20 protein-coding genes are annotated in these 21,587 nt (G+C 50.7%); 10 read left to right on the forward strand and 10 right to left on the reverse strand.

The features are described 5' to 3' along the window. The first annotated feature begins 79 nt into the window (after positions 1-79). The 6 genes from AC3QL0_RS00895 to AC3QL0_RS00920 all read left to right on the forward strand — a co-directional run bounded on the left by AC3QL0_RS00895 (position 80) and on the right by AC3QL0_RS00920 (position 5,048). Complete coding sequence (locus AC3QL0_RS00895) at positions 80-808, forward strand: ribonuclease activity regulator RraA (RefSeq protein WP_493009650.1); 729 nt, start codon at positions 80-82, stop codon at positions 806-808. Next, complete coding sequence (locus AC3QL0_RS00900) at positions 801-2,024, forward strand: pyridoxal phosphate-dependent aminotransferase (protein WP_493009651.1); 1,224 nt, start codon at positions 801-803, stop codon at positions 2,022-2,024. The genes AC3QL0_RS00895 and AC3QL0_RS00900 overlap by 8 nt, the downstream gene beginning before the upstream one ends. Then, positions 2,021-2,452, forward strand: a complete 432-nt coding sequence (locus AC3QL0_RS00905; protein WP_135861728.1) for a RidA family protein — start codon at positions 2,021-2,023, stop codon at positions 2,450-2,452. The genes AC3QL0_RS00900 and AC3QL0_RS00905 overlap by 4 nt, the downstream gene beginning before the upstream one ends. 234 nt (positions 2,453-2,686) lie before the next feature. After that, positions 2,687-3,514: a methionine ABC transporter ATP-binding protein gene (locus AC3QL0_RS00910; RefSeq protein WP_493009652.1), complete on the forward strand. Its 828-nt coding sequence runs from the start codon at positions 2,687-2,689 to the stop codon at positions 3,512-3,514. 11 nt (positions 3,515-3,525) lie between these two features. Continuing rightward, positions 3,526-4,191 (forward strand): methionine ABC transporter permease, encoded by a 666-nt coding sequence (locus AC3QL0_RS00915; RefSeq protein ID WP_135861732.1) that lies wholly within the window; start codon positions 3,526-3,528, stop codon positions 4,189-4,191. Between the two features lie 41 nt (positions 4,192-4,232). Continuing rightward, complete coding sequence (locus AC3QL0_RS00920) at positions 4,233-5,048, forward strand: MetQ/NlpA family ABC transporter substrate-binding protein (RefSeq protein ID WP_493009654.1); 816 nt, start codon at positions 4,233-4,235, stop codon at positions 5,046-5,048. Between the two features lie 141 nt (positions 5,049-5,189). On the opposite strand, the gene AC3QL0_RS00925 is transcribed toward AC3QL0_RS00920, so the two are convergent. From AC3QL0_RS00925 to AC3QL0_RS00940, 4 genes are all read right to left on the reverse strand, one after another. Beyond that, positions 5,190-5,807, reverse strand: a complete 618-nt coding sequence (locus tag AC3QL0_RS00925) for a thiol:disulfide interchange protein DsbA/DsbL (RefSeq protein WP_493009656.1) — start codon at positions 5,805-5,807, stop codon at positions 5,190-5,192. A 58-nt stretch (positions 5,808-5,865) separates the two neighbouring features. Further along, positions 5,866-6,582, reverse strand: coding sequence for an SPOR domain-containing protein (locus AC3QL0_RS00930; protein ID WP_493009657.1), 717 nt, complete (start codon positions 6,580-6,582; stop codon positions 5,866-5,868). Between the two features lie 5 nt (positions 6,583-6,587). Beyond that, positions 6,588-8,273 (reverse strand): arginine--tRNA ligase, encoded by a 1,686-nt coding sequence (gene argS, locus AC3QL0_RS00935; protein ID WP_493009658.1) that lies wholly within the window; start codon positions 8,271-8,273, stop codon positions 6,588-6,590. A gap of 119 nt (positions 8,274-8,392) precedes the next feature. Then, on the reverse strand, positions 8,393-11,947 hold the full coding sequence (locus tag AC3QL0_RS00940; RefSeq protein ID WP_493009659.1) for a phospholipase effector Tle1 domain-containing protein: 3,555 nt from the start codon (positions 11,945-11,947) through the stop codon (positions 8,393-8,395). A gap of 101 nt (positions 11,948-12,048) precedes the next feature. On the opposite strand from AC3QL0_RS00940, the gene AC3QL0_RS00945 reads away from it, so the two are divergent. Then, positions 12,049-12,396 (forward strand): DUF1840 domain-containing protein, encoded by a 348-nt coding sequence (locus tag AC3QL0_RS00945; RefSeq protein WP_493009660.1) that lies wholly within the window; start codon positions 12,049-12,051, stop codon positions 12,394-12,396. A gap of 101 nt (positions 12,397-12,497) precedes the next feature. On the opposite strand, the gene leuA is transcribed toward AC3QL0_RS00945, so the two are convergent. Both leuA and AC3QL0_RS00955 read right to left on the reverse strand, forming a co-directional pair. Next, complete coding sequence (gene leuA / locus AC3QL0_RS00950; protein WP_493009661.1) at positions 12,498-14,192, reverse strand: 2-isopropylmalate synthase; 1,695 nt, start codon at positions 14,190-14,192, stop codon at positions 12,498-12,500. Between the two features lie 272 nt (positions 14,193-14,464). Continuing rightward, entirely contained in the window at positions 14,465-15,043 is a 579-nt protein-coding gene (locus AC3QL0_RS00955; RefSeq protein WP_493009662.1) for a hypothetical protein, read from the reverse strand. Between the two features lie 179 nt (positions 15,044-15,222). Here AC3QL0_RS00955 and AC3QL0_RS00960 point away from each other — a divergent pair, with 179 nt between their 5' ends. Both AC3QL0_RS00960 and bfr read left to right on the forward strand, forming a co-directional pair. Continuing rightward, positions 15,223-15,504 carry a (2Fe-2S)-binding protein gene (locus AC3QL0_RS00960; RefSeq protein ID WP_493009663.1) on the forward strand — a complete coding sequence of 94 codons (282 nt, stop codon included), beginning with the start codon at positions 15,223-15,225 and terminating at the stop codon, positions 15,502-15,504. A 163-nt stretch (positions 15,505-15,667) separates the two neighbouring features. Continuing rightward, the gene (bfr, locus tag AC3QL0_RS00965; RefSeq protein WP_135861746.1) at positions 15,668-16,141 is read left to right on the forward strand and encodes a bacterioferritin; all 474 of its coding nucleotides are present in this window, start codon (positions 15,668-15,670) and stop codon (positions 16,139-16,141) included. An 82-nt stretch (positions 16,142-16,223) separates the two neighbouring features. Here bfr and AC3QL0_RS00970 read toward each other — a convergent pair whose 3' ends face one another. Together AC3QL0_RS00970 and AC3QL0_RS00975 are read right to left on the reverse strand one after the other, a co-directional pair. Beyond that, positions 16,224-16,871, reverse strand: coding sequence for a hypothetical protein (locus tag AC3QL0_RS00970; RefSeq protein ID WP_493009664.1), 648 nt, complete (start codon positions 16,869-16,871; stop codon positions 16,224-16,226). A gap of 63 nt (positions 16,872-16,934) precedes the next feature. Continuing rightward, entirely contained in the window at positions 16,935-18,542 is a 1,608-nt protein-coding gene (locus AC3QL0_RS00975) for a peptide chain release factor 3 (protein WP_493009665.1), read from the reverse strand. Positions 18,543-18,676: 134 nt separating this feature from the next. Between AC3QL0_RS00975 and AC3QL0_RS00980 the strand changes: the two genes are divergently transcribed. Next, complete coding sequence (locus AC3QL0_RS00980) at positions 18,677-19,393, forward strand: SDR family NAD(P)-dependent oxidoreductase (protein WP_493009666.1); 717 nt, start codon at positions 18,677-18,679, stop codon at positions 19,391-19,393. A gap of 53 nt (positions 19,394-19,446) precedes the next feature. On the opposite strand, the gene AC3QL0_RS00985 is transcribed toward AC3QL0_RS00980, so the two are convergent. Then, positions 19,447-20,283: an ABC transporter permease gene (locus AC3QL0_RS00985; protein ID WP_493009667.1), complete on the reverse strand. Its 837-nt coding sequence runs from the start codon at positions 20,281-20,283 to the stop codon at positions 19,447-19,449. An 11-nt stretch (positions 20,284-20,294) separates the two neighbouring features. After that, complete coding sequence (locus AC3QL0_RS00990) at positions 20,295-21,542, reverse strand: ABC transporter permease (RefSeq protein WP_493009668.1); 1,248 nt, start codon at positions 21,540-21,542, stop codon at positions 20,295-20,297. Positions 21,543-21,587: the final 45 nt, after the last annotated feature.

The raw sequence follows: 21,587 nt of genomic DNA on the forward strand, positions 1-21,587 counted from the left end.
CATAAAAAATTATAGCTTTCCATTAAAAATAATTGGTGAGAGACTAACTACGTCTATTTACTTTTTTGAAAGGCAGAATATGGCGTTGGATGCTGAAATTGTGAAGACTCTGGAAGGGGTCACAACGGCCACAATCACTACTGTTTTGTTGAAATTGGGGCTACGTAATACGTGGATACGCGGCACCAAACCGCTGGCGGAAGGGCAGCCGCGCATAGTGGGGCCTGCTTTTACCCTACGTTTTATTCCGGCGCGTGAAGACTTAGCGACGACCGCATCGTGGAGTGCACCTAACTCTACCCGTGCTGCGATTGAAGCTATGCCCGAAGGGTGTGTGGCGGTGGCAGATGCTTTTGGTGTGACCGACGCTGGTGTGTGGGGCGACATTTTGTGCGAGCGCATGGTGAAGCGCAACATTAAAGCGATGGTGACAGATGGCGTGATGCGGGATGGTGCTGGTGTGAAGGCCTCTGGCTTGCCGGTGTGGAGCCAAGGTCAAGCAGCATCGCCTTCAGTGGCGAGTATGACGTTTATCGGTTGGGAAGAGCCCATAGGTTGCGGCGGCGTGGCGATTTTCCCCGGCGATATTATTGTGGCCGATCAAGATGGTGCGGTGGCTATCCCCGTTGCGTTCTTGGACAAGGTGTTGGAATTAGCGCCTGAGCAAGAGCGTCTAGAAGGTTGGGTGGTAGAGCAAGTGCGGGCAGGGCATCCATTACCCGGCTTGTACCCGGCAAATGAAGAAAACATGGCGCGTTATAGAGCCTACCGTGCTGAGCAGGAAGCTAAAGAGGTCAAAAATGGATAAGTTAGACGAGAAATTCAGCCGTTTAGGTACAGACAATGCTCCAGGCCAAGAAGTACGGCAGCGTGAAGGCGCTGAGTTTCAAGCCTTGCTGCGTGGTGAAACTCTAGAAGGTCGCCCTGTGGATTTTTCCCATGGTGATGTGGATGCCTTCCCGCCTGTGGATAACGCCTTGGCTGTGTTTTCCGAGGGCTATCATCAAGGGGGCGCGCAAGCCTATACCGAATATAGAGGTAAGGCAGCGATTCGTCATGAAGTCGCCAAACACCTAGGTACGTTCACGGGTAGCGCAGTGGATGCGGAAGAAGAACTCATCATCACTACAGGCACGCAAGGCGCATTGTTTTTAGCTATTGCGGCGTGTGTCACGCGTGGCACCAAAGTGGCCATCGTGCAGCCAGATTACTTCGCGAACCGCAAACTGGTCAGCTTTATGGAAGGCGAGTTAGTGCCGGTACAGCTGAATTACCATGCGACGCGTACGGCAGCAGGTTTAGATTTGGATCAGCTAGAAGCGGTATTCAAATCTGGTGTAGAAGTATTCTTGTTTTCTAACCCCAACAATCCTACTGGTGTGGTGTATTCCCGTGAGGAAATCGTGCGCGTGGCGCAGCTAGCGGCACAGTACAACGTGACCGTGATTGTGGATCAGCTGTATTCACGTTTGTTATATAGCGGAGAGCAGTACACCCACCTGCGTGCACAACCCGATATGAACAGCGATAACTTGCTGACTATTATGGGGCCATCTAAAACCGAATCCTTGAGTGGCTTCCGTCTAGGTGTTGCATTTGGGGCGGCGCGTTTAATACAGCGCATGGAGAAATTGCAGGCCATTATTGCCTTGCGTGCGGCGGGCTATAACCAAGCAGTGTTGCGTACGTGGTTCAATGAGCCAGATGGGTGGATGTCGCAGCGTATTATTGAGCACCAGCGTATTCGTGATGCTATTCTAGACATCCTGCATGCAGTAGATGGGGTGAAGGTGCGGCCATCACAGGCTGGTAGTTATTTGTTTCCCCAGCTACCTGATCTGGTTGTGAAACCAGAAGAATTTGTGCGTATTTTGCGCGTGCAAGCAGGGGTGACTGTCACCCCGGGTAGTGAGTTCGGGCCTAACGTCACCCACAGTATACGTGTTAATTTTTCACAAGATTATGGGGCAACCGTGCAGGCAATGCAGAGTGTCGCCATCTTAATCCAGAGGTATAGAAAATGAGTAGTAACCAATCCGCCACTCCCGCTCCACAAGGTAATTATTCTCCCGCTACGCGCGAAGGGAATTTGATTTTTACAGCTGGCATGACACCACGTCGTGCTGGTGTGTTGATTCGTACTGGCGGTATTAGCAGCAGCGATCCCGTAGATGTACTGCGTGAATCGGCTGAGTTGGCCGTACAAAATGCACTGACAGCTGCTCGCAGCGTGCTGAACGAGTCTGAGCAACTGCGCAAAGTGGTGAGCATGACTGTTTACGTCGCCAGCACTGACCCTGAGTTCGATAAACACCCTAAAGTGGCTGATTTCGCGTCTGACTACTTGGCTGCTGAATTGGGTGCAGCAGGTATTAGTGCACGTGCTGCTGTGGGCGTTTTCACACTGCCTAGCAAATCGCCACTGGAAATTTCTCTGGTCGTCGCGGTTTAACGGTATGAGATTCTAGGCGGGATACCTTCCTGTCTAGGGTAGAGAAGCCGTGTAATCAAGGGTGATGGGCTGCCATCACCCTTGGCTTGTTTTGGTTATAACAATAACTTCTAATAACTAGAAGATATTATGTTATGGCTAAATGTTAAGTTTTGAAATAAGCAATAGATGCGATAATAAATCGCTCTTTTCGACTGTTTGCTGGGTGGCAAGCAGTCTTGTTCTGAAGTAACCATGCAACCAAAAAATCAAACCAGTGCGGCTACCTTGATACGATTGGACGCCGTAAACAAGACTTTTCCTTTACCGGATGGTTCCACTTTTAATGCCATACGTTCCTTAACGCTAGATATCGCGGAAGGACAGATATTTGGTCTGATTGGTAAAAGTGGTGCAGGTAAATCAACGCTGCTGCGAATGATCAATTTGCTGGAACGCCCTGATAGCGGTCGAGTATTGTTGGCAGGACAAGATTTGACCACGCTGTCCAAGCGCGATTTACGCATGGCTAGACAAGACTTGGGCATGATTTTTCAGCAGTTCAACTTGCTGCAAAATGCCACTGTTTTTGAGAACGTCGCGTTTCCGCTGACACTGCACCGCAGAGTGAACAAGAAAGAAGTAGATACACGAGTGCGCGAGTGTTTGGAATTGGTGGGCTTGAGTGACAAGATTCATCACTATCCCGCTCAATTGTCTGGTGGGCAGAAGCAACGTGTAGCGATTGCCCGTGCATTAGCGCCGCGTCCCAAAGTGATGCTGTGTGACGAGCCTACGTCGGCACTGGATACAGAAACAACGCGCTCGGTATTAGATACTTTACGCGATATTAATCACCAGCTGGGCGTAACGATTGTGATCGTGACGCATGAGTTGCCAGTCGTGTTGTCGTTGTGTACACGAGCAGCGATTCTGGAAGCAGGCCAGTTGGTAGAGGTAGTAGATGTAGCCGACCAAAATACCCCGCGTTTAAGTGCACTGGGGCGTGAGTTGGCTGAAGAAGCACGACGTGCTGAGTTATTGCAGAAATTTTATGCCCAAGAAGGGCTAAGTGCCGCATAAGGGTGTAGAGCATGCTAGATAATATTATTCCCATTCTTCCCGACTTGTGGCTGGCCATAGGCCAAACCTTTTTAATGTTGGGCATAGGGGTGAGCGCAGCCATTGTCTTAGGTGGCCCACTGGGCGTATTGCTGTTTTTGATGAGCCCAGGCCAATCACTCAGTAGCCCTAAAATCTATTTGGTCGTGAGCTGGGTAGTGAACACCATACGTTCGTTCCCGTTCATTATTTTGCTGGTGGTATTGGCTCCTTTCACACTGAAAATTGTAGGTGAACCCATTGGCCCATTAGCGGCATCAGTGCCGTTGTCCGTCGCTGCGATTCCCTATTTGGCACGTCTGGTAGAGCAAAGCCTGCGAGAAGTGCCGCGTGGTGTGATTGAAGCGGCCCAAGCCATGGGTGCATCAGAGTTGCAAATTGTGTGGCGTGTGTTGGCGCGAGAAGCCCGCTCTGGGTTGATTCTTGCCCTCACTGTACTAGCAGTAAGCTTTCTATCCTACTCAGCGGTTGCTGGCGTAGTAGGTGGCGGCGGTATTGGGGATTTGGCCATTCGTTACGGCTACTACCGCTTCCAAACCGATGTGATGTTGCTGACGGTAGCGATACTGATTGTGATCGTGCAGATCATACAGTTTGGCGGTAATGCCTTGGCACACCGACTGGATAAACGTTCGTAATTTTTGTTGTACTTTTATCGTATTACTCAAGGGGTATTCTCATGTTGAAGCTACGCCGCCAGCTTATGCTAGGCACCATTGCCGCCATGCTAACTCTGGGCACCAGCGCTGCTCACGCAGCAGATCCAAACAAACCAAGCTTGGTGTTTGGTGCGACGGCTGGCTATAACTATGATGTGCTGAAGTTGGCCATTGTTCCTCAGTTGGAAGAGCAAGGCTACAAGGTCAAACTGGTAGAGTTCAACGATTACGTGCAGCCGAATATTGCGTTGGCTCATGGTGCGTTGGATGCCAACCTGTTCCAGCACATTGCGTACCTAAACCGTTTTAAAACAGACCAAAACTTGCCATTGAGTGATTTGGTTCAGAGTACAACTGCCCCTATGGGTATTTACGCAACTGGTCGCGACAGCTTGGCTGATGTGCAAGACAAAGACCGTTTCACTGTACCTAACGACCCAAGTAACTTGGCACGCGCTTTGCAACTGCTGCAACAGCACCAAGTGATTGTGGTGAAGCAAGATGTAGACCCACTGCGTGTGACCGAGCGTGATGTTGTGGAGAATCCTAAAAACATCCGTTTGCAGCCAGTAGAAGCAGCTCAGTTGCCACGTACTATTGGCGGCGTAGAGTATGCAGTTGTACCCGGTAACTTTGCGATTGCCTCTGGCTTGGATCTGACCAGCGCTGTAGCGTTGGAGCAGCCCCCAGTAGACTATCAACAGGTAGTGGCTGTACGTACAGAAGACTTGGACAAACCATGGGCTAAAGACTTGGCTGATGCGTTTAAATCCGAAGCTTTTAAAGCAGCGTTGGATGAGCATTTCCCAGGCTACGTACGCCCAGCAGGTCTGTGATATAGCGAGATATTCACATGAGTAACCATGTGAATAGAAAAACCCCCCTGATGCCAATGACATCAGGGGGGTTTTTAATGGGTATGTGAACCTAGCTAATCACCGGTAAAGGTACAACGCTAGGTGTGAATACCCAATGTGTTATTGCGTTAACAAGCCGTTTGCCAGTTCCAGCATTTGTGGAATACCACGAGCCATACTTGGATTGGTGACGTATTTACCGCCTATAGCCAAGCTAGGTGTAGCTTCAATACGGTAGGCACGTGCCAAATCGTTAGCTTTGGAAATCTTGGTGTTCACGCCAAACGAGTTGAAGGTTTTGGTGAACTCGTCTTGATCAACGCCTTGATCAACCGCCCATTGGGTCAGCGCTTTAGCATCAAACAGTGGTTTTCTTTCTTGGTGCAAAGCTTTGAATAGCGCTTCGTGTAGATCCAAACGATCCATGGCTTCCAAGGTGTAATACATGCGCTGCAGATCTACCATGCCGGCATTAAAGGCGATAGGTACACGTTGCAGAACAGTATTTTCAGGAAGTTTTGTAGCCCATTCTGCTACCAGAGGTTCGGCAGTTGCGCAGTGTGGGCAGCTATAGGAGAAAAACTCCAGTACTTCGGTTTTGTTAAGTGTATCCGAGGGCTGAGCCTGTTCCAGCGTGACATACGTTTGTGCTTGCTGGGCCATGGAGGGAGCACTGAAAAGGGCACTCAGTGTTAGTACACTGCTAGCCGCCAGACGAAGAACTGAAGTTTTGTTCATTATAGGATTTCCTTCCTGCTAGATAATAGGCTATAGGACAGTGAGGATCGCATAAAGTTCAAGGCTGACGCACAACAGAGGTAGCGATTTGTTCGTTACCCAACGTGATGCGAGCTTGATTCATAGCATCCAGACCATTGAAAGGGCCTACACGTACACGATTCAGTGTGGTGCCGTTTACCTCGGCAACCTGTACTTCGGCAGGTAAGCCCAACATCAAAATACGCGCCTTGGTAGCATCCGCATCGTTAGCAGAACGGAATGCACCGGCCTGCAAGAAATAACGCTGCGAAGCAGTCGCTTTAGGCGGTGCTGGTGGCGGTATCATAGCGAGCTGTTTAGGCTCGGTGTTGTTCGCTGCAGTAGGTGCAGATGCTGCAGGTTGAGTGGCTGCCGTTGTAGGCGCTGGCACTGCCGGAGGCTTAGCAGCCTCCGGCAGGGTTGCAATCAATTCACCTAGTACGTCTTCATCACGGCGTGTGCCGCCTGAGGGGGCAACAGGACTCAAGCTATCTGGCTGACCATTGGCACCAGTGGTAGGGCGTGGATACAGACCTATATTTGGGTCTGGAGCATCACGCACTTCAGGAAGCAGTACATTGGGAGCAGCACGGCTTGCCTTGTCATTAAAAGGCATGGGCGCTTTAGTGATGTAAAACGCGACTAATGCTGCTGCCGCCAAACCCAGAATGAGGCCGATGATGACACCAAACAGGGTACTGCCACCGCCGCTGGAGGATTTGCTAGATCGGGTATTCTTGCGTCGTGTTGCCATAGTTCCTACATTTTTTCAGGTGCAGACACACCCAGTACACTCAGACCGTTAGCAATGACTTGTGCGCAAGCAATAGCCAAAGCCAGACGGGCACGTTTCAGCGGCAGGTCGTCTACATTGACGCGCTCGGCGTTATACCAAGCGTGGAAGTCTGCTGCACAATCACGCAACCAGAAGGTAATTTGGTGCGGAGCCAAGTCATTGGCTGCCAATTGCAGCATGGCTGGGTATTCAGCCAAACGTTGCAGCATGGTCAGCTCGGTTGGTGCCACCAACAAGCTGGTATCGGCTTGTTGGATTTGCTCCAGCGCTTCGCCGGATTGGTTCACCATCGAGTGTATACGTGCGTGTGCGTACTGGATGTAGTACACAGGGTTTTCTTCACTGCGTGACAGTGCTAGGTCTATATCAAACACAAACTCGGAATCGGCGCGGCGTTGTGCAAGGAAGAAGCGCACAGCATCTTGGCCCACCCATTCAATCAGTTCGCGCATGGTGACGTAGCTACCTGCACGTTTGGAGATTTTGACTTCTGCGCCATTACGCATGACTTTGACCATGCTGTGCAGAATGTATGCGGGGTAATCTTTAGGGATACCAATATCAAGGCCCTGCAGACCGGCGCGCACACGAGCGATAGTACCGTGGTGGTCTGTACCTTGAATGTTGATAGCGTGGTGGAAACCACGTTCCCATTTGGCGACGTGGTAAGCCACATCGGGTACGAAGTAGGTGTAGCCGCCCTCACGCTTTCGCATCACGCGGTCTTTATCGTCGCCAGTGCCCAGTTCTGTAGTGCGTAGCCACAGAGCGCCTTCTTCTTCGTAGGTATGGCCAGCTTTTACCAGAGCATCTACCGTTTTTTCTACACGGCCACTGGTGTATAGCGAACTTTCCAAATAGTAGTTATCAAACTTCAGACCGAAAGCTTGTAGATCCAAGTCTTGCTCACGACGCAGGTAGGCAACCGCAAAGCGGCGGATGTCGTCTAGGTTGTTCACATCGCCAGAGGCTACAACGGTTTCTACGTCGGCTGCACCTACGCTTTTACCTGCGCAGAAGTCTTCAGCGATATCTTGGATGTACGAACCACGGTAGCCATCTTTAGGGAATTCTTCTGACTCAGGGTCGATACCGCGAGCACGAGCTTGCACACTAATCGCCAAGTTCTCGATTTGGTTACCCGCATCGTTGTAGTAGAACTCGCGAGTGACATCAAAGCCTTGCGTAGCAAACAGACGGCAAACTGCGTCGCCCAAAGCTGCTTGACGGGCGTGGCCTACGTGTAAGGGGCCTGTTGGGTTAGCGGATACGAATTCCACCAAAACTTTATCGGTACGTGCTGGTTGAAAACCATACTGCGTACCTTGTTGGGCGATGGTTTGCAGTACCGCTTGGTGTGCCGCAGTAGTCAGGCGGAAGTTGATGAAACCAGGGCCAGCGACTTCAGCGGTAGCGATAAGCTGTTGTGCATCGGGGTTGGCTGCTACGTGCGCCACGATTTCCTGTGCCAATTCACGAGGGTTTCGTTTTGCTGGACGAGCCAATTGCATAGCAATATTTGAAGCAACATCACCGTGTGCAGCCACTTTTGGGCGCTCAAGGGTGATCGTAGGTGACGCGTCAGGAACGAGGGCGTGAACGGCGCTTTGAAGCAGCGCGATGAGCTGTTGTTGTTGCTCTGCAAGCATAGAAATCGTGTGTAGTATCAGGTTGCGTGATGGGGAAACGGAGGTTTACCGCGGCCCATACGTAAAGAAAGTCCAAGGTTTACATGATAGCGTGATTTGCGCTAGATTTCCTCTTTGATTCAAGGTGCTTGGGCGTTTTGCTGCGCCAACCACTGGTAGTAGGCAGCCATATCGACCTCTGCCACTTGATTGTCGTCGCGTGTACGCCAATCTGAAAAACGTCGTAAGAAGGCTTCGACTTGATCGCGTATGTTTCTTCCCAATTCAGGATGGTCTTGTTGATATTGGTTATGAGTAGGGTGTGACGGAGACTGCACACGTCGGTCACTGTTGAGTAGGTAGCGTTCTAGGGCAGAGCGTTCATCGTGCAAGATGGGCGTGCTGACGTTAGTGTCATCGGTGATTAGGTCTTTGAAATTCAGCCCTACAGCGCGAGCTTGCCAGAGCATCCACATCAACGCTACGCGACTCAGATCGCCAGGTTCAGGCTCAAGTAGATCGTGGCCACCACCTATATCAGAGTGAGCGCCTATAAACGCTTGTTCTAATCGGTTCAGATTGCTGGGAACGTCTAGGCTGTATAAGGGGAACATCCAGCGGTGCTCGTTAAGGGCGACGGCATGGGCCACCCAACCCCAAACGGGTGAGACAGATAAATCGTACAGATGATTGGCTGATCCCGACAACCCAAACTGGGCAACCGTATCAAACAATCCCATGAAGCGTGTTTGTATGCACATGGCGAGTAGACCGCGTTGTGGGTGTTGATACTGAAACCAGCCGTTTTGCGTGTGTTGCACAATCAGGTTGGCAAAGTGTCTGGCTAATGCTGCGCCACGGGAAAAACCTAGTATGTCTATGGGAAGTACAGCTTGCCCTTGTCGCTGGCCACGCTCGATTTGGTTGAGTAAATGTGACCACTGATTTTGGATGATCTGATGCGCTTGGCTGGCCGTGATGGCATCCCAATCTACGTAATATGGGTTGCCAGGGCCAGACTGATAGAAGCTTTCGCCTTCATACAGCCTACTTAATAATTGCACATTACTTTCGGTGTGTTGGTTCTGACGTGTGCCGTCAAAGGCAAACAACACCAAACCGGTGGGGTCAGCATAATGGCGAGGTTGCTGCTGTGCATAACCTAGGGCTTGTAGCCCAGCAACCGGGCCTAAAGGGTCAGGCTCTACGTAATAGCCTGGTTCCGGTAGATAAGTACGGTAGCCATTATGGTGCCAACCCGTGATCGGATCGGCGTACTGCCCGGGTAGGCGTAAAGGTAGGTCTACACGATTTACCAACAACTGAGCATGACCAAAAGGAGTAAGCTGCGCCGCCCACACTATCTCGCCATGCTGATCGGTCATGCTGTGAGGTGCACCCAACCAATCGCTATGTATGTGGTATAGCTCGCTGCTTTGATCGGGTAGATAGCGCAGCATGGCTATAGGCACATTATGTGCATAGATATAACGACGCGATTCGTAAACTGGGGCTGTAGGGCTGATACGGCGCTCTTCTAGCTCTAGCCGGGTGCCGTTGAAATAGAACGATCTGCTGTCATTGGGGTAGTGCGCTGCAATGAGCTGCCCAAACGCATTGTGCTCATAACTGGCCAACAAGTCGTGTTGGTTCCATATTTGTTGTAGCTGTCGTTGTGGGCTGTAGCGTAGCGAGAGGACTTTGTTTCCCTGCTGTACTGTTGTAGGTAAACCAGAGGCATCTCGCTCTATGCTAGGTATGGTTATAGCATTGGAATGCCGCAGAGCGCCTTCTTCTGACCAAGCATAGTACTTAGGAGAGTCTTGGTTACGTTGCCAGACTACAGTTTGTTGCTGGTCGTTATACCCAAAGCCATAGCGTTCTTGTGACTGCAGAATAGGTGAAAGGTGATGTTCAGCCTGCAGTGTGCTAGAGGTAGCGTGGTAATAGCGCGTGCTGAGGTAATACAGTTTTTTATCTGAACTCACCGACAACGCATAAGCTTGCCCTGCTGTGTTGTAGTTCAGTTGGGTTATGAGGCCATTTGAATAGGCATAACCACCCGGCAGGCTACGTAACAAGGGTGTATTTTGGCCCATACTGTCTTGCCATGTTATGCCGAGTAACTGTGCAGAGGATTCGGCCCAGGCATAGCGCAAGTAACCACCTTCAGGCAGCGCATGCTCTTGTAATCTGCCTTGAGCATCGTAAACGTAAATATCTTCAAGCGTAGGGAACAGTTGGCGGGTGATGGTGCGGGTCAGTAAGTTGCCCGCTGCGTCGAAGCGCTGTTCTTGAGTTTCAGCAGGGTGTTCTACGCGCAGTTGTGTGGGCTGTGACCACAGTACGTTGGTTTGGCTACGAGCACGATCTGAACGATACTGTAACTGCCAGCGCAGAGGGGTAGAGTGGCGGTAAACCGTGAGCTGGTCACCATTGGCACGAGTTTGACGTAGCGGTAGGCCCTTTAAGTCATAAAACCAACGCGTGGTACCGCTAAGGGCGCTAGACCATTGCTGTAGTTTGCCCCTAGTGTCGTAATCTAATTGCAGACCGGCCCAACCAGCGTGACGAGGCGTGAGTGTTATACCTTGTGCGTGTTGTTGCAGGTTAAGGGTGTTGATCTGTAATTGCCCTTGCTGTGGTGAGGACACCTGCAGATCAGGGGGAGGACAGCCCGGGCACGTAGTTCCAGTAGTGCGAATTAAGCGTCCAGAGTGGTTGAGGTATTGCTGTTGTTCACCAGCTTTGCTTTGTATGCGTATAGGTTGCTCAGCAGAGGCAGGGTAGTGGATAGTGACTGACTGTTGGCGATCTTCTTGTGCTGAACTGATGGCGCGCCCTTGCTGGTCATAGGCCCAATACCGTAAGCGATAGAGCTGACCCGTGGGGCTGTTGTGTTGGATGCTAATGCCCGTTAGCGCAAAGGGGTGGCCGTTTTGATGCTCAACTTCGTATAAATAATGCAGATTACGGCCATCGGGATATTGCACACGTTGTAACCGTAGCAACTGAGACGAGACTGGCTGATCATAATGGTAGGAGATGGTGCCTACAGGGCTATGTAGCTGCTGCAGGTAATAACGTGAGCCGTGTTGCAGGTAACGTAGTTCCAACTGTGTGTGGGTGGTACGTATCCTGTGTAGCTGCGCGGGCCATTGGCTATGGTCTGGGTAGTAGTCAAGATAGGTATGGTGCTCACCCTGCTGCATATGATGCAGTTTGCCTACTACAAAGGTATAGCTGTCACCATTATGGCGGTGCCACGTATAGGTGTCTGGTTTTTGGCCCACTCGTATGAAGCCAAAGGGCGATGGCTTTTCTGTCAGTGTGAGGTCAGACTCACCGGGTAGTTTCACAACATAGCGTCCTGCAGACACAGTAAGACTGAGTTCATAGTTGTGCTGCCATTGGGCGCCTAGAATGCCCAGAATTAAGCCCTGTGCGCTGTAGTAGCGGCCAAAGCCCATGTTGTTTCTGTGCGGTAGTGCAAAGAGATCCCAGTCATGATGGGTTTTGTTGCCGGTGGCCGTATGTATGGGATTACCCGCCGTAGGATCAGGTAACTGATACGGCTGGTTTGGGCTACCTAGTTTGGCATTACAGTGCTGGTCTGCGGTAGGTGCTTGGCATTGCTGGGCATGCAGTGCACCTTGCCAGAGAAGCAGTAGGCTGTATAACAGTAGACGCAACATAAGGCTGAGCCCTCAGACATAAAAAATCAGCTTCTATACTGCAATTTTTTGCGCTAAGCGCGTTACCATAGGGACCATGATGATCTATTGGAGAAAGTGCTATGTTGCTGGTGTTTAGTTCTAAAGCTGCCCCCAACGTCATGATGTTTGCGGAGCATGCATTGCTGGTATTAAAAGCGGCCGGGCGTCCTTACCTTGATGCGCTGCCAGAGCAAGGCGTTATCCCGCATGACCAATTGGCTGCAGCCATTGCTAGTATAGAACGTGCTATTTCATTGGACCCTTCCCATCAAGATTCTGAACACGAAGAGGATGAAGAGAACACTAAACACCCTATGCAGTTGCCAGTAAGTTTCAGACAGCGTGCTTTTCCTTTGCTGGATATGATGCGCCGTTCTGCAGAAGCAGATGTAGATGTGATGTGGGAACCTGCTCATACCGAGTGGTAAGCACAGAATGCAAAAACGCCCCTGGTAGGGGCGTTGTAGCGGCACTGCCAGGGTAGCAGGCAGGCGCTTATAAGTAGCGTGCGCTAATCAGGATCACTGTATTAAGCGCATTCAGCTTCTGCTCGTTTCGCCAGTTCATGACGATTAACGGCACTCAAGATGGCCTTGAACGTAGATGTCAGGATGTCCTGATGAATACCTACGCCAAAACCACTCTGGTTATCGGCAATACGAGTTTCGATATAGGTAGCAGCTTTAGTATCAATGCCACTGCCAATCGCGTGCTCGGTATAGTCCATGACCTTGATAGGCATATTCAAGGCATTGATGAAGGCCGCCAAAGCACCGTCACCGGAACCTTGTAACGAACGCTCTTCACCGTTCACTTTCACTATCAGATCAATGGTGACGCGTTGGTTGCCGTCATCATCTTTAGGGGCACTGTTGATGGTGTGTGTGACCAGTCTCCAAGGTCCTTTGGTATCCAAGTACTCGCTTTCGAAAATGCTGTATACCGCTTCTGGTGTGACTTCTTTGCCTGTTTCTTCGGTTTCGCGCTGAATGGCACGGCTGAATTCGATTTGCAGACGACGAGGCAATACCAAGCCATGTTCTTGTTCCAGCAAGTACGACACACCGCCTTTACCAGACTGGCTGTTGACGCGAATAACAGCATCGTAACTACGGCCCAAGTCGGCAGGGTCGATTGGCAAGTAAGGAATTTCCCAAGGCTCATCCGCTTTCTGTAATACAAAGCCTTTTTTGATGGCGTCTTGGTGGGAGCCAGAGAATGCGGTGAACACCAAATCGCCAGCGTAAGGGTGACGTGGGTGTACAGGAATCTGGTTGCACTCTTCCGCGCACAAGCGGATAGCATCTATGTCAGAGAAATCCAAACCTGGATGCACACCTTGGGTGTACAAGTTCAGCGCCAAAGTGACCAAACACACGTTACCAGTACGTTCGCCATTACCAAACAAGCAGCCCTCAACACGATCAGCACCAGCCATTACGCCGAACTCAGCGGCAGCAACAGCGGTGCCACGGTCGTTGTGGGGGTGCAAACTGATCAGAATGCTGTCGCGACGGGCCAAATTGTTGTGCATCCATTCAATTTGATCAGCGTACAAGTTAGGGGTAGTGGCTTCGACCGTAGCGGGCAAGTTCAACACAATAGGGTCTGCCGGACTTGGGTCCCACGCTTCTACTACGGCATTACATACGTCTAAGGCGACTTCAGGTTCGGTAGTGCTGAACACTTCTGGGGAGTATTCGTAGCGCCATTTGGTGCCAGGCTGAGCCTTAATGGCTTCTTTAATCATTTTGGTGCCGTTCACCGCTAACTGACGCACTTCATCTTTGCTCATTTTAAAGACGATTTTGCGGAATGCTGGTGCACATGCGTTGTACAGGTGGATCATGGCGGTTTTAGCGCCAGTCATTGCTTCTACGGTACGTTCAATCAAGTCCTGACGCGATTGTGTCAAACAGATAATGGTGACGTCGTCAGGAATGCGTTTTTCGTCTATCAGTGTACGTACAAAGTCGAAGTCAGTTTGCGAGGCAGAAGGGAAGCCTACTTCGATTTCTTTGAAACCAATGTTGACCAACATGTCGAAGTAACGCAATTTGCGCGCTACGCTCATGGGCTCGATCAGGGATTGGTTACCATCACGTAAGTCAGTAGACATCCAGATAGGCGGAGTCTCGATGCGTTTGGATGGCCAAGTACGCTCGGAAAAATCGCGGGCGAAAGGTTTAAATGGAATGTATTTGGAAGCGGGATGGGTAATCATTGATGCACCTGTCAGGCGAAAAAAGCATATAAACTTTTTGCCGTCACCAGAACCACTACGTCATGCTAATGACGGCATATAAACACGTGGCTGAATACTGGCTGCCGAACTACCACTAGGCTCTAGGCCCGGCAACCGGGCGCTAGTAGTAGTGGTAGTAGGGTAATCTGGGACAGGGAAATAATTGCACGCACAGCAGCACCGGTGCGACCAGATTGGCCGGCGGAAGCAATGTTGCGAGAAATAGTACGTGCGTTATCCATAACTATTAGTCAAACATGAAATTCGGCTGATTGCAAGTCATTTGTAGGCGCGGCGTCAGCATTGCGATGCGTATTCAGCAAAGCGGCTTGTCGTTCTGCCATGCGAATTTTGTCGAACCGGTTATTGCCTAATTCTTGTGCAGCGCGTTGTAAGTCACCGATAGTAATAGGATTACGACGCTCAGCCCAGGTCCAGTGTATGACCTCACACGCATCTGGTGAGAGCTGTGGAACCAGTGTGTTCAGGGTGTTTTCACTAACGGCGCGTTGTTGCCACAGTCCGTGGGTGAATACTACAAAGCTGTACAGCATGTAGATGATCAGCAGCGTACACAGCAAGCCAATAAACCACCATACATAAGTACCGTAGTGCTGAATGAACGATAAGCCGTCGGCCCCCAAGGCGTGCAGACCGGAATAGTCGATGGTGTCGCCAAAACGTACTAGACGTTGAAGCAAGGGCCACCATATCAGCGCCACCACAATGACGACGATGAGGCTAAGTAGTTTCTGAGGCATAGTCAGGCGCATCAGCGTATTGCGTAGCAGAGCGCGATCGGAGCGTTGAGTAGCAGAAGCTGTTTTCATGGCAACCTAAATTTGAGGATCTGGGAAAGTCTGACAAGCTGGTATTGTTGCAGAAAGCCCGTCATGCCCCCAGTTTTTGGCACCCAAAATTGTTGGTTTTAGCCCACTGTGAGAAAGGGCAAATAGTGTCCAAATATTAGTAGTTGCGTTTTTTGGAACTGAGGATGATAATGGTTCGCATGTATATTTGTATATGTAACGCTATTACTGAGCGTCAGGTGAAGGAAGCTGTAGACAGCGGTGTTTCCACCATGTCTGATCTACAAGCCCAACTTGGAGTAGCTACGTGCTGCGGAGCCTGCGCGGACACTGCCGTTGAGTATTTGCCCGGTGGGCAATATGCCAGCGAAGGTTCGCTGTTCGCTACGCCAATTGCACGTGCACCTGAAACTGTTGAAATGGCCGCAAACGAGTCACAATTGCGCTCAGCTCGCACGGTTTCCTACGCCACCTTGTCCTGATTCGACTTTACTCATACTCATTCTCAAGCTAAGTGTTTGAGAATGCTTCTCTTTTTTGCCTTTTTTCGCGCTAATTATTCTGGCTTAAAGCCTCAGATAATGGTGTCCGGGCTGTTATAGTTAGGTCTGTTTGGCTTAACGTAGCTTTCCGGAGGCGAGAACAATGAAAGGCGACACCAAAGTTATTTATTACCTGAACCAGCAGCTTAAAAATGAGCTGACGGCGATTAACCAGTACTTCTTGCATGCCCGCGTGATGAACCATTGGGGCTTTGGCAAACTGGGGAAGATAGAATACAAAGAGTCCATCGGCGAAATGAAACATGCCGATTTGTTGATTGAACGTATTTTGCTGCTGGAAGGCCTACCTAACCTGCAAGATCTGCACAAACTGCGTATTGGTGAAGACGTGCCTGAAATGCTGGCATGTGACTTGGCTTTGGAAAAAGCCGCTCATGTGACCGTGAAAGAAGGTATGGAATATTGTGAAAGCGTGAGCGATTTCGTTTCTCGCGATTTGCTGCTGAAAATTCTGGACGACACTGAAGAGCACATCGATTGGCTGGAAACTCAGCTGGAATTGATTGAAAAAGTGGGTGTACAGAACTACCTGCAATCACAAATGGGCGACGAATAACGCACTTTTGTACTGTCAATACAAAAAACGCTACGTAATGTACGTAGCGTTTTTTTATGTATCTAGATTTTACAAAGCAGGTTTATCGGCTTGGGCAACCTTCAACTTGGCCCCATGCATTGTTAGGACCGCAGTATTTATTACGGGCATCCCATGAGCAACTAGGGCGTTCAAAGAAGCCTTTTTGCGAACATGCGGCGAGTTCTCGTTGAAACTGTGGAATCCAACTGCTGTTGCCACCCACGTTAGGCACAGGGGCTGTAGGTGGTGGTGGGGGGATAGTGACATCCACAGGCTGTATCGCTTGTTGTCCCGTGCTGCGATTGCCGCCGCTAGATGGACCTATACGAGCCAAACCCTGTAAACCGCTAGGTGACCTAGCACCTTGCTGTCGCAAATCAGAAAGCGCACTAGCAGACAGTCTGGTGCTGGCTAGCGCAATAGGTGGATTGTATTGATCAGCAGTTTTTGCGACGATTTTCCACTCGAAACCTTCAGGTTCCTCAGGCACGCCCAAACGGCCATTGACCAGAGGCTGGGGAGCAGGGGTGACATACGGCTTGCCATCAGCATCTAGCGTAGGCATAAGCTGAGCAGCCTCTTCAATCGCCACCATGTTGGGAGCACGTAATGGGCCATTTTCTACTAGCCAGTTACCCATCTGGATACCGCCCCAGACCGAGGCTCCCAAAGCTAGTAACACGATTGCAAGAATTAAACGCCAGGACATAGTAAGTGTTCGCTGTGATGGTAGCGGCTGGCCCTTTCACAGGAAAGGGCCAGAGCTTGAAGTTTACATTGTAGCGAAAACCTGTCCGCCATGTTCACGCATGGCATGGAATTCTATGCCGGGGTTGAGGTCTTGAGCCACACGCAACTGTGCAGGTGAAGAGGCCAAGAATGCGATGGCATCTACGACGTCGTAGGCGATATTAGCCGCGTTGGTCTCCAGAAACTTCTTCATTACTTTTTCGTCAGTAGCTGTAACCCAGCGTGCCAAGTTGTAGCGTGAGGGGGACAAACGTGCGTCTACGTTGTATTCAGTACGTAGTCGATGAGCGACCACCTCAAACTGCAACTGACCTACTGCACCCAGCAGCAGCACACCGCTGGTGAGGTGTGGACGGAACACCTGAATCGCACCTTCTTCGCCTAACTGTGTCAAACCTACGCGCAATTGTTTAGTACGTAGTGGATCTTTAACTTCTACCGCTTGGAATAGTTCAGGTGCAAAGAATGGCAAGCCTGTGAATTGCAGGTTTTCGCCTTCGGTTAGTACGTCACCCAACTGCAGTACGCCATGGTTAGGAATACCGATAATGTCGCCAGCGTAGGCTTCTTCCAGCAGGTCACGACGTTGTGACAGGAAGGACACCACGTTGTTAGGGCGTATTTCTTTGTTAGTGCGGGCTACTTTCAAACGCATACCACGTTGGAAGTGGCCAGAGCTCACACGTACGAACGCTACGCGGTCACGGTGGGCTGGGTCCATGTTGGCTTGTACTTTGAACACTACACCGCTGAATTTGTCTTCGTCGGGTTCCACCGTACGTTGCAACGCGACGCGAGGTCCGGGTGGCGGAGCCATGTCTACCAACGCATCCAATACTTCTTGCACACCGAAATTGTTCAGCGCAGAGCCAAAGAACACGGGTGTTTGTTTACCTTCCAAGAAAGCAGCGTGATCAAACTCGCTAACTGCTTCTTTAATCAGGTGGATTTCGTCACGGGCTTTGGTGAAGTTATCACCAAAACGGCGCTCTGCTTCTGGGTTGTCCAGGCCAGGCAGCTTTTCATCATCTGCGCTGCGGTGCTCTTTGCCAGAGGTAAATACGTGCAGGTGATCAGCACCTAAGTTAAATACACCACCAAAAGCGCGACCCATCCCGACTGGCCATGAGAATGGAATGGCTTCCATGCCCAAATGGTCTTCAATCTCGGACAGTAGGTTCAACGGTTCTTGAACTTCACGGTCTAGCTTGTTGATGAAGGTAATGATGGGGGTGTTACGTGCTCTACAGACTTGCAGCAAACGAATGGTTTGTGGCTCTACGCCGTTCGCCGCATCAATGACCATTAGCGCCGCATCCACTGCGGTCAGTACGCGATAGGTGTCTTCAGAGAAGTCTTGGTGACCGGGGGTGTCCAACAGGTTGATCACGCAGTCACGGTATTCCATCTGCATCACAGACGAGGCAACCGAAATACCACGTTGTTTTTCGATTTCCATCCAGTCGGATGCGGCATGCCGTTCAGCTTTACGCGATTTCACGCTACCCGCAATTTGGATGGCACCTGCAAACAGCAGAAGTTTTTCCGTAAGGGTGGTCTTCCCCGCGTCAGGGTGAGAAATAATCGCAAAAGTTCGGCGGCGCGAAGCTTCTTGGGCAAGGGTGGACATCAGCAGATACGGTAAAAGAGGCTAAAGCCTGTAGAAAAAATCAGGCAAAACGTCTATTTTCGCTCAAATCTGCCAGACTCACAATTATCTTGCCGTGTTAGGCGGTATTTGTAAGGGTAGAAAAGGGAAAAACTATGCACATCATGGTGATAGGGGCCAGTAAAGGACTGGGGCGCGCCTTGGTAGAAGGTGTGGGTGCAGCAGGCGATACGGTGGTTGGTGTGTCACGACAACGGCCACAAAGTGTGCAGTCGGAAAATGGGGCTACCGTGATGTGGGTGGAGGCTGATATGAGCCATCCCGTAGCAGCAGCTGACGCATTGTCTGCTGCCGCGCCACATGCGATTGATGTGCTGATTTATAACGTAGGCATTTGGGAGCCAAAGGCATTTTCCGAAGACTACAATTTTTTAGAAGATAGTGACGAAAGTATTCAAAAACTGGTTGGGGTCAATATCACGGCCACGTTATTGGTGTTGAAACGGTTGCTGCCGCATGTGTTGCGATCTGACAAAGCTCAGGTGATTTTGACCGGCTCTACGTCGGCGCTACGACAAAGCGGACGCCCAGAAGTCGCTTTTGGTTCTAGCAAATTTGCGTTGAACGGTATCGCAGATTCATTACGTGAAGGCTTTAGGGATCAGGGCTTAAAAGTGAGCGTATTGCAACTGGGGTACTTGAATACCGAGGATGCCTTGTCTGTACCAGTGTCAGAGGCCGCAGCGCGTGATGAGGGGCATACCGTTCCGGTGCACGATGTGGTGAATGTGGTACGTACAATGCTGTCGTTGTCTGATGCTTCGTTTATGCGCGAAGTATTGCTGCCTGCGCGATATGACGACCGTTTCTAAGTAACCATCACAGGTACACACGTCACACTCGCAACGTGTGTGCCTGCTGTAGATTACGAACCGCTGTCTAGGCGTACGGCACGTTTGGCGTTGCGCCCACGTAGCCATTCCAATGTCAGTAGCAGAGCCGTTGAAAACACAATCAGAATCGTGGCGATAGCCGCGATAATAGGGCTGATGTTTTCACGAATACCTGTGAACATTTGACGCGGTAGCGTGACCTGCTGAGGGCCTGCCAAGAATAAGGTGGTGATCACCTCGTCAAAGGAGGTAATGAAGGCGAACAGCGCGCCAGCGATAACCCCAGGGGCAATGATGGGTAGCGTCACCGTGAAAAACGCTCGCAGAGGATTAGCACCCAAGCTGTAGGCAGCGCGCACCAAATTGCTATCAAAACCCTGCAAAGTGGCTAATACCGTGGTGAGTACAAAGGGCGATCCCAGTGCCGCGTGGGTCAGCACCAGTCCCATGTAGCTATTGGTGAGGCCGTAAGGGGCGAAGAACAAATACACCCCCACACCCACGACGACTAGCGGCACGATCATGGGGGAAATCAGCATCCCCATCAGCAGGCTTTTACCGATGAAGTTGGCGCGTTGTAAGCCCATGGCTGCCATGGTGCCCAGTACCGTCGCAATAATCGTAGACAGTGGCGCCACGATAAAACTGTTGCGGGTAGCACGTATCCAGTCTTCGGAACTGAACAACGCTTCATACCAGCGCAATGACAAGCCGGACATGGGGTACAGCAGTAGGCTACCTTCGCTGAACGACAAGGGGATGATCACCAGTATAGGAATCAACAGGAAGATCAAAATCAGCCAACACAGCAACCGTTGTACGATACGCCAGATGCGTTCTGAAGGAGAGAGATAAGGATTGGGTGTCATAGTCGTTTCCTTTAGCCCAGTCCCAGTTCGCGACCCGATAGGCGGCGATACAAGGTGTATAGCACCAAGGTGCCAGCTAACAACAAGAAGCCTAATGCACTGGCCATGCCCCAGTTAATGGTCTGGTTGGTAAAGTAGGCCACGTAGTAACTGATCATTTGGTCGTTAGCGCCACCCAACAAGGCGGGGGTGATGTAATAACCTATAGAAATGATGAATACCAGTAAGCAACCAGCCGCTACGCCAGGATAGGTTTGTGGCACATACACTTTCCAGAACGCTGCAAACGGGTGGCTACCTAGTGAAATGGCGGCGCGTTGATACGTAGGTGGAATTGAACGCATCACACTATATATAGGTAAGACCATGAAAGGCAGCATGATGTGAATCATGGCGATGTAGACCCCGACGCGGTTGAACAGTAAGTCCAAAGGCACATCAATGAGGCCTAATTCCATCAAGGTTTTATTAATGAGCCCTTGGCGTTGCAGCAGCACAATCCACGCCGCAATACGCACCAGCACCGACGTCCAAAAGGGGATCAGCACGCAGATCATCACCAGATTGGCGCTGCGCGCACTCATGCGGCTCATCCAGTAGGCGAGCGGGAAGCCTAACAGCAAGGCCATTACTGTTACGCCCAGACTGATTTCAAAGGTGCGGGCAAAAATGTCTTGGAAGGCAGAACTACCTTCGGGGACTTTGACGATGTCACCTTGGGTGTCACGCTTCAAATCCAGCGAGGCTAGCAGGTAATAGTCAGAGTAAGCGTTATCGTTGTTGGCAATGGCACGCCAGTACTCCACCTCGCCCCAGCGAGGATCTATAGCAATCAGTTCATCGCGTATGACCTCAGGCGACTTGGTGTCTATGTCGGCCAATGGCATTTTGCGCACGGTCTTAAAGATTAAGGTGCGATAACCAGCGATTTCGTAATTTAAACGGCGTGCTAAAAGGCCAGAACCAGCGCCGTCTTTGGCGTGTTGCAAGTCTGTAGCCAAGGCGACGAAGCTTTCCGCTGGTGGTGCATTTTGTTGATCCCAGGTTTTAAGCGCAAGTAGCGTGCGTGGCATGTGCGCGATAACCTCTGGGTTATCCACGGCTCTAAATAGCAATGCTGCAACGGGAATAACAAAAATCACCAACAAAAAGATGGCCAATGGAGCCAATAAACCGGCCGCTTGCCAGCGCTGTTTGCGGTGTGCTTTGACCACGGCTTTTTTAATGTCCGCTGTGGACAGCGTCATGGAAGAGTTCATTCAGATGTACCCGTAAAGGAGGCCGCACTCTCTACTCTATAGAGA

It is taken from the genome of Paenalcaligenes sp. GW821-LYS-B07-1 (assembly GCF_058803365.1).

Coding starts and splice junctions, on each gene's coding strand:
- bfr (WP_135861746.1), top strand. CDS start 15,668: ATGAAAGGCGACACCAAAGTTATTTATTACCTGAACCAGCAGCTTAAA.
- AC3QL0_RS00970 (WP_493009664.1), bottom strand. CDS start 16,871: ATGTCCTGGCGTTTAATTCTTGCAATCGTGTTACTAGCTTTGGGAGCC.
- AC3QL0_RS00930 (WP_493009657.1), bottom strand. CDS start 6,582: ATGGCAACACGACGCAAGAATACCCGATCTAGCAAATCCTCCAGCGGC.
- AC3QL0_RS00910 (WP_493009652.1), top strand. CDS start 2,687: ATGCAACCAAAAAATCAAACCAGTGCGGCTACCTTGATACGATTGGAC.
- AC3QL0_RS00920 (WP_493009654.1), top strand. CDS start 4,233: ATGTTGAAGCTACGCCGCCAGCTTATGCTAGGCACCATTGCCGCCATG.
- AC3QL0_RS00955 (WP_493009662.1), bottom strand. CDS start 15,043: ATGAAAACAGCTTCTGCTACTCAACGCTCCGATCGCGCTCTGCTACGC.
- AC3QL0_RS00980 (WP_493009666.1), top strand. CDS start 18,677: ATGCACATCATGGTGATAGGGGCCAGTAAAGGACTGGGGCGCGCCTTG.
- leuA (WP_493009661.1), bottom strand. CDS start 14,192: ATGATTACCCATCCCGCTTCCAAATACATTCCATTTAAACCTTTCGCC.
- AC3QL0_RS00945 (WP_493009660.1), top strand. CDS start 12,049: ATGTTGCTGGTGTTTAGTTCTAAAGCTGCCCCCAACGTCATGATGTTT.
- AC3QL0_RS00985 (WP_493009667.1), bottom strand. CDS start 20,283: ATGACACCCAATCCTTATCTCTCTCCTTCAGAACGCATCTGGCGTATC.
- AC3QL0_RS00975 (WP_493009665.1), bottom strand. CDS start 18,542: ATGTCCACCCTTGCCCAAGAAGCTTCGCGCCGCCGAACTTTTGCGATT.
- AC3QL0_RS00915 (WP_135861732.1), top strand. CDS start 3,526: ATGCTAGATAATATTATTCCCATTCTTCCCGACTTGTGGCTGGCCATA.
- AC3QL0_RS00905 (WP_135861728.1), top strand. CDS start 2,021: ATGAGTAGTAACCAATCCGCCACTCCCGCTCCACAAGGTAATTATTCT.
- AC3QL0_RS00925 (WP_493009656.1), bottom strand. CDS start 5,807: ATGAACAAAACTTCAGTTCTTCGTCTGGCGGCTAGCAGTGTACTAACA.
- AC3QL0_RS00990 (WP_493009668.1), bottom strand. CDS start 21,542: ATGAACTCTTCCATGACGCTGTCCACAGCGGACATTAAAAAAGCCGTG.
- AC3QL0_RS00940 (WP_493009659.1), bottom strand. CDS start 11,947: ATGTTGCGTCTACTGTTATACAGCCTACTGCTTCTCTGGCAAGGTGCA.
- AC3QL0_RS00895 (WP_493009650.1), top strand. CDS start 80: ATGGCGTTGGATGCTGAAATTGTGAAGACTCTGGAAGGGGTCACAACG.
- argS (WP_493009658.1), bottom strand. CDS start 8,273: ATGCTTGCAGAGCAACAACAACAGCTCATCGCGCTGCTTCAAAGCGCC.
- AC3QL0_RS00900 (WP_493009651.1), top strand. CDS start 801: ATGGATAAGTTAGACGAGAAATTCAGCCGTTTAGGTACAGACAATGCT.
- AC3QL0_RS00960 (WP_493009663.1), top strand. CDS start 15,223: ATGTATATTTGTATATGTAACGCTATTACTGAGCGTCAGGTGAAGGAA.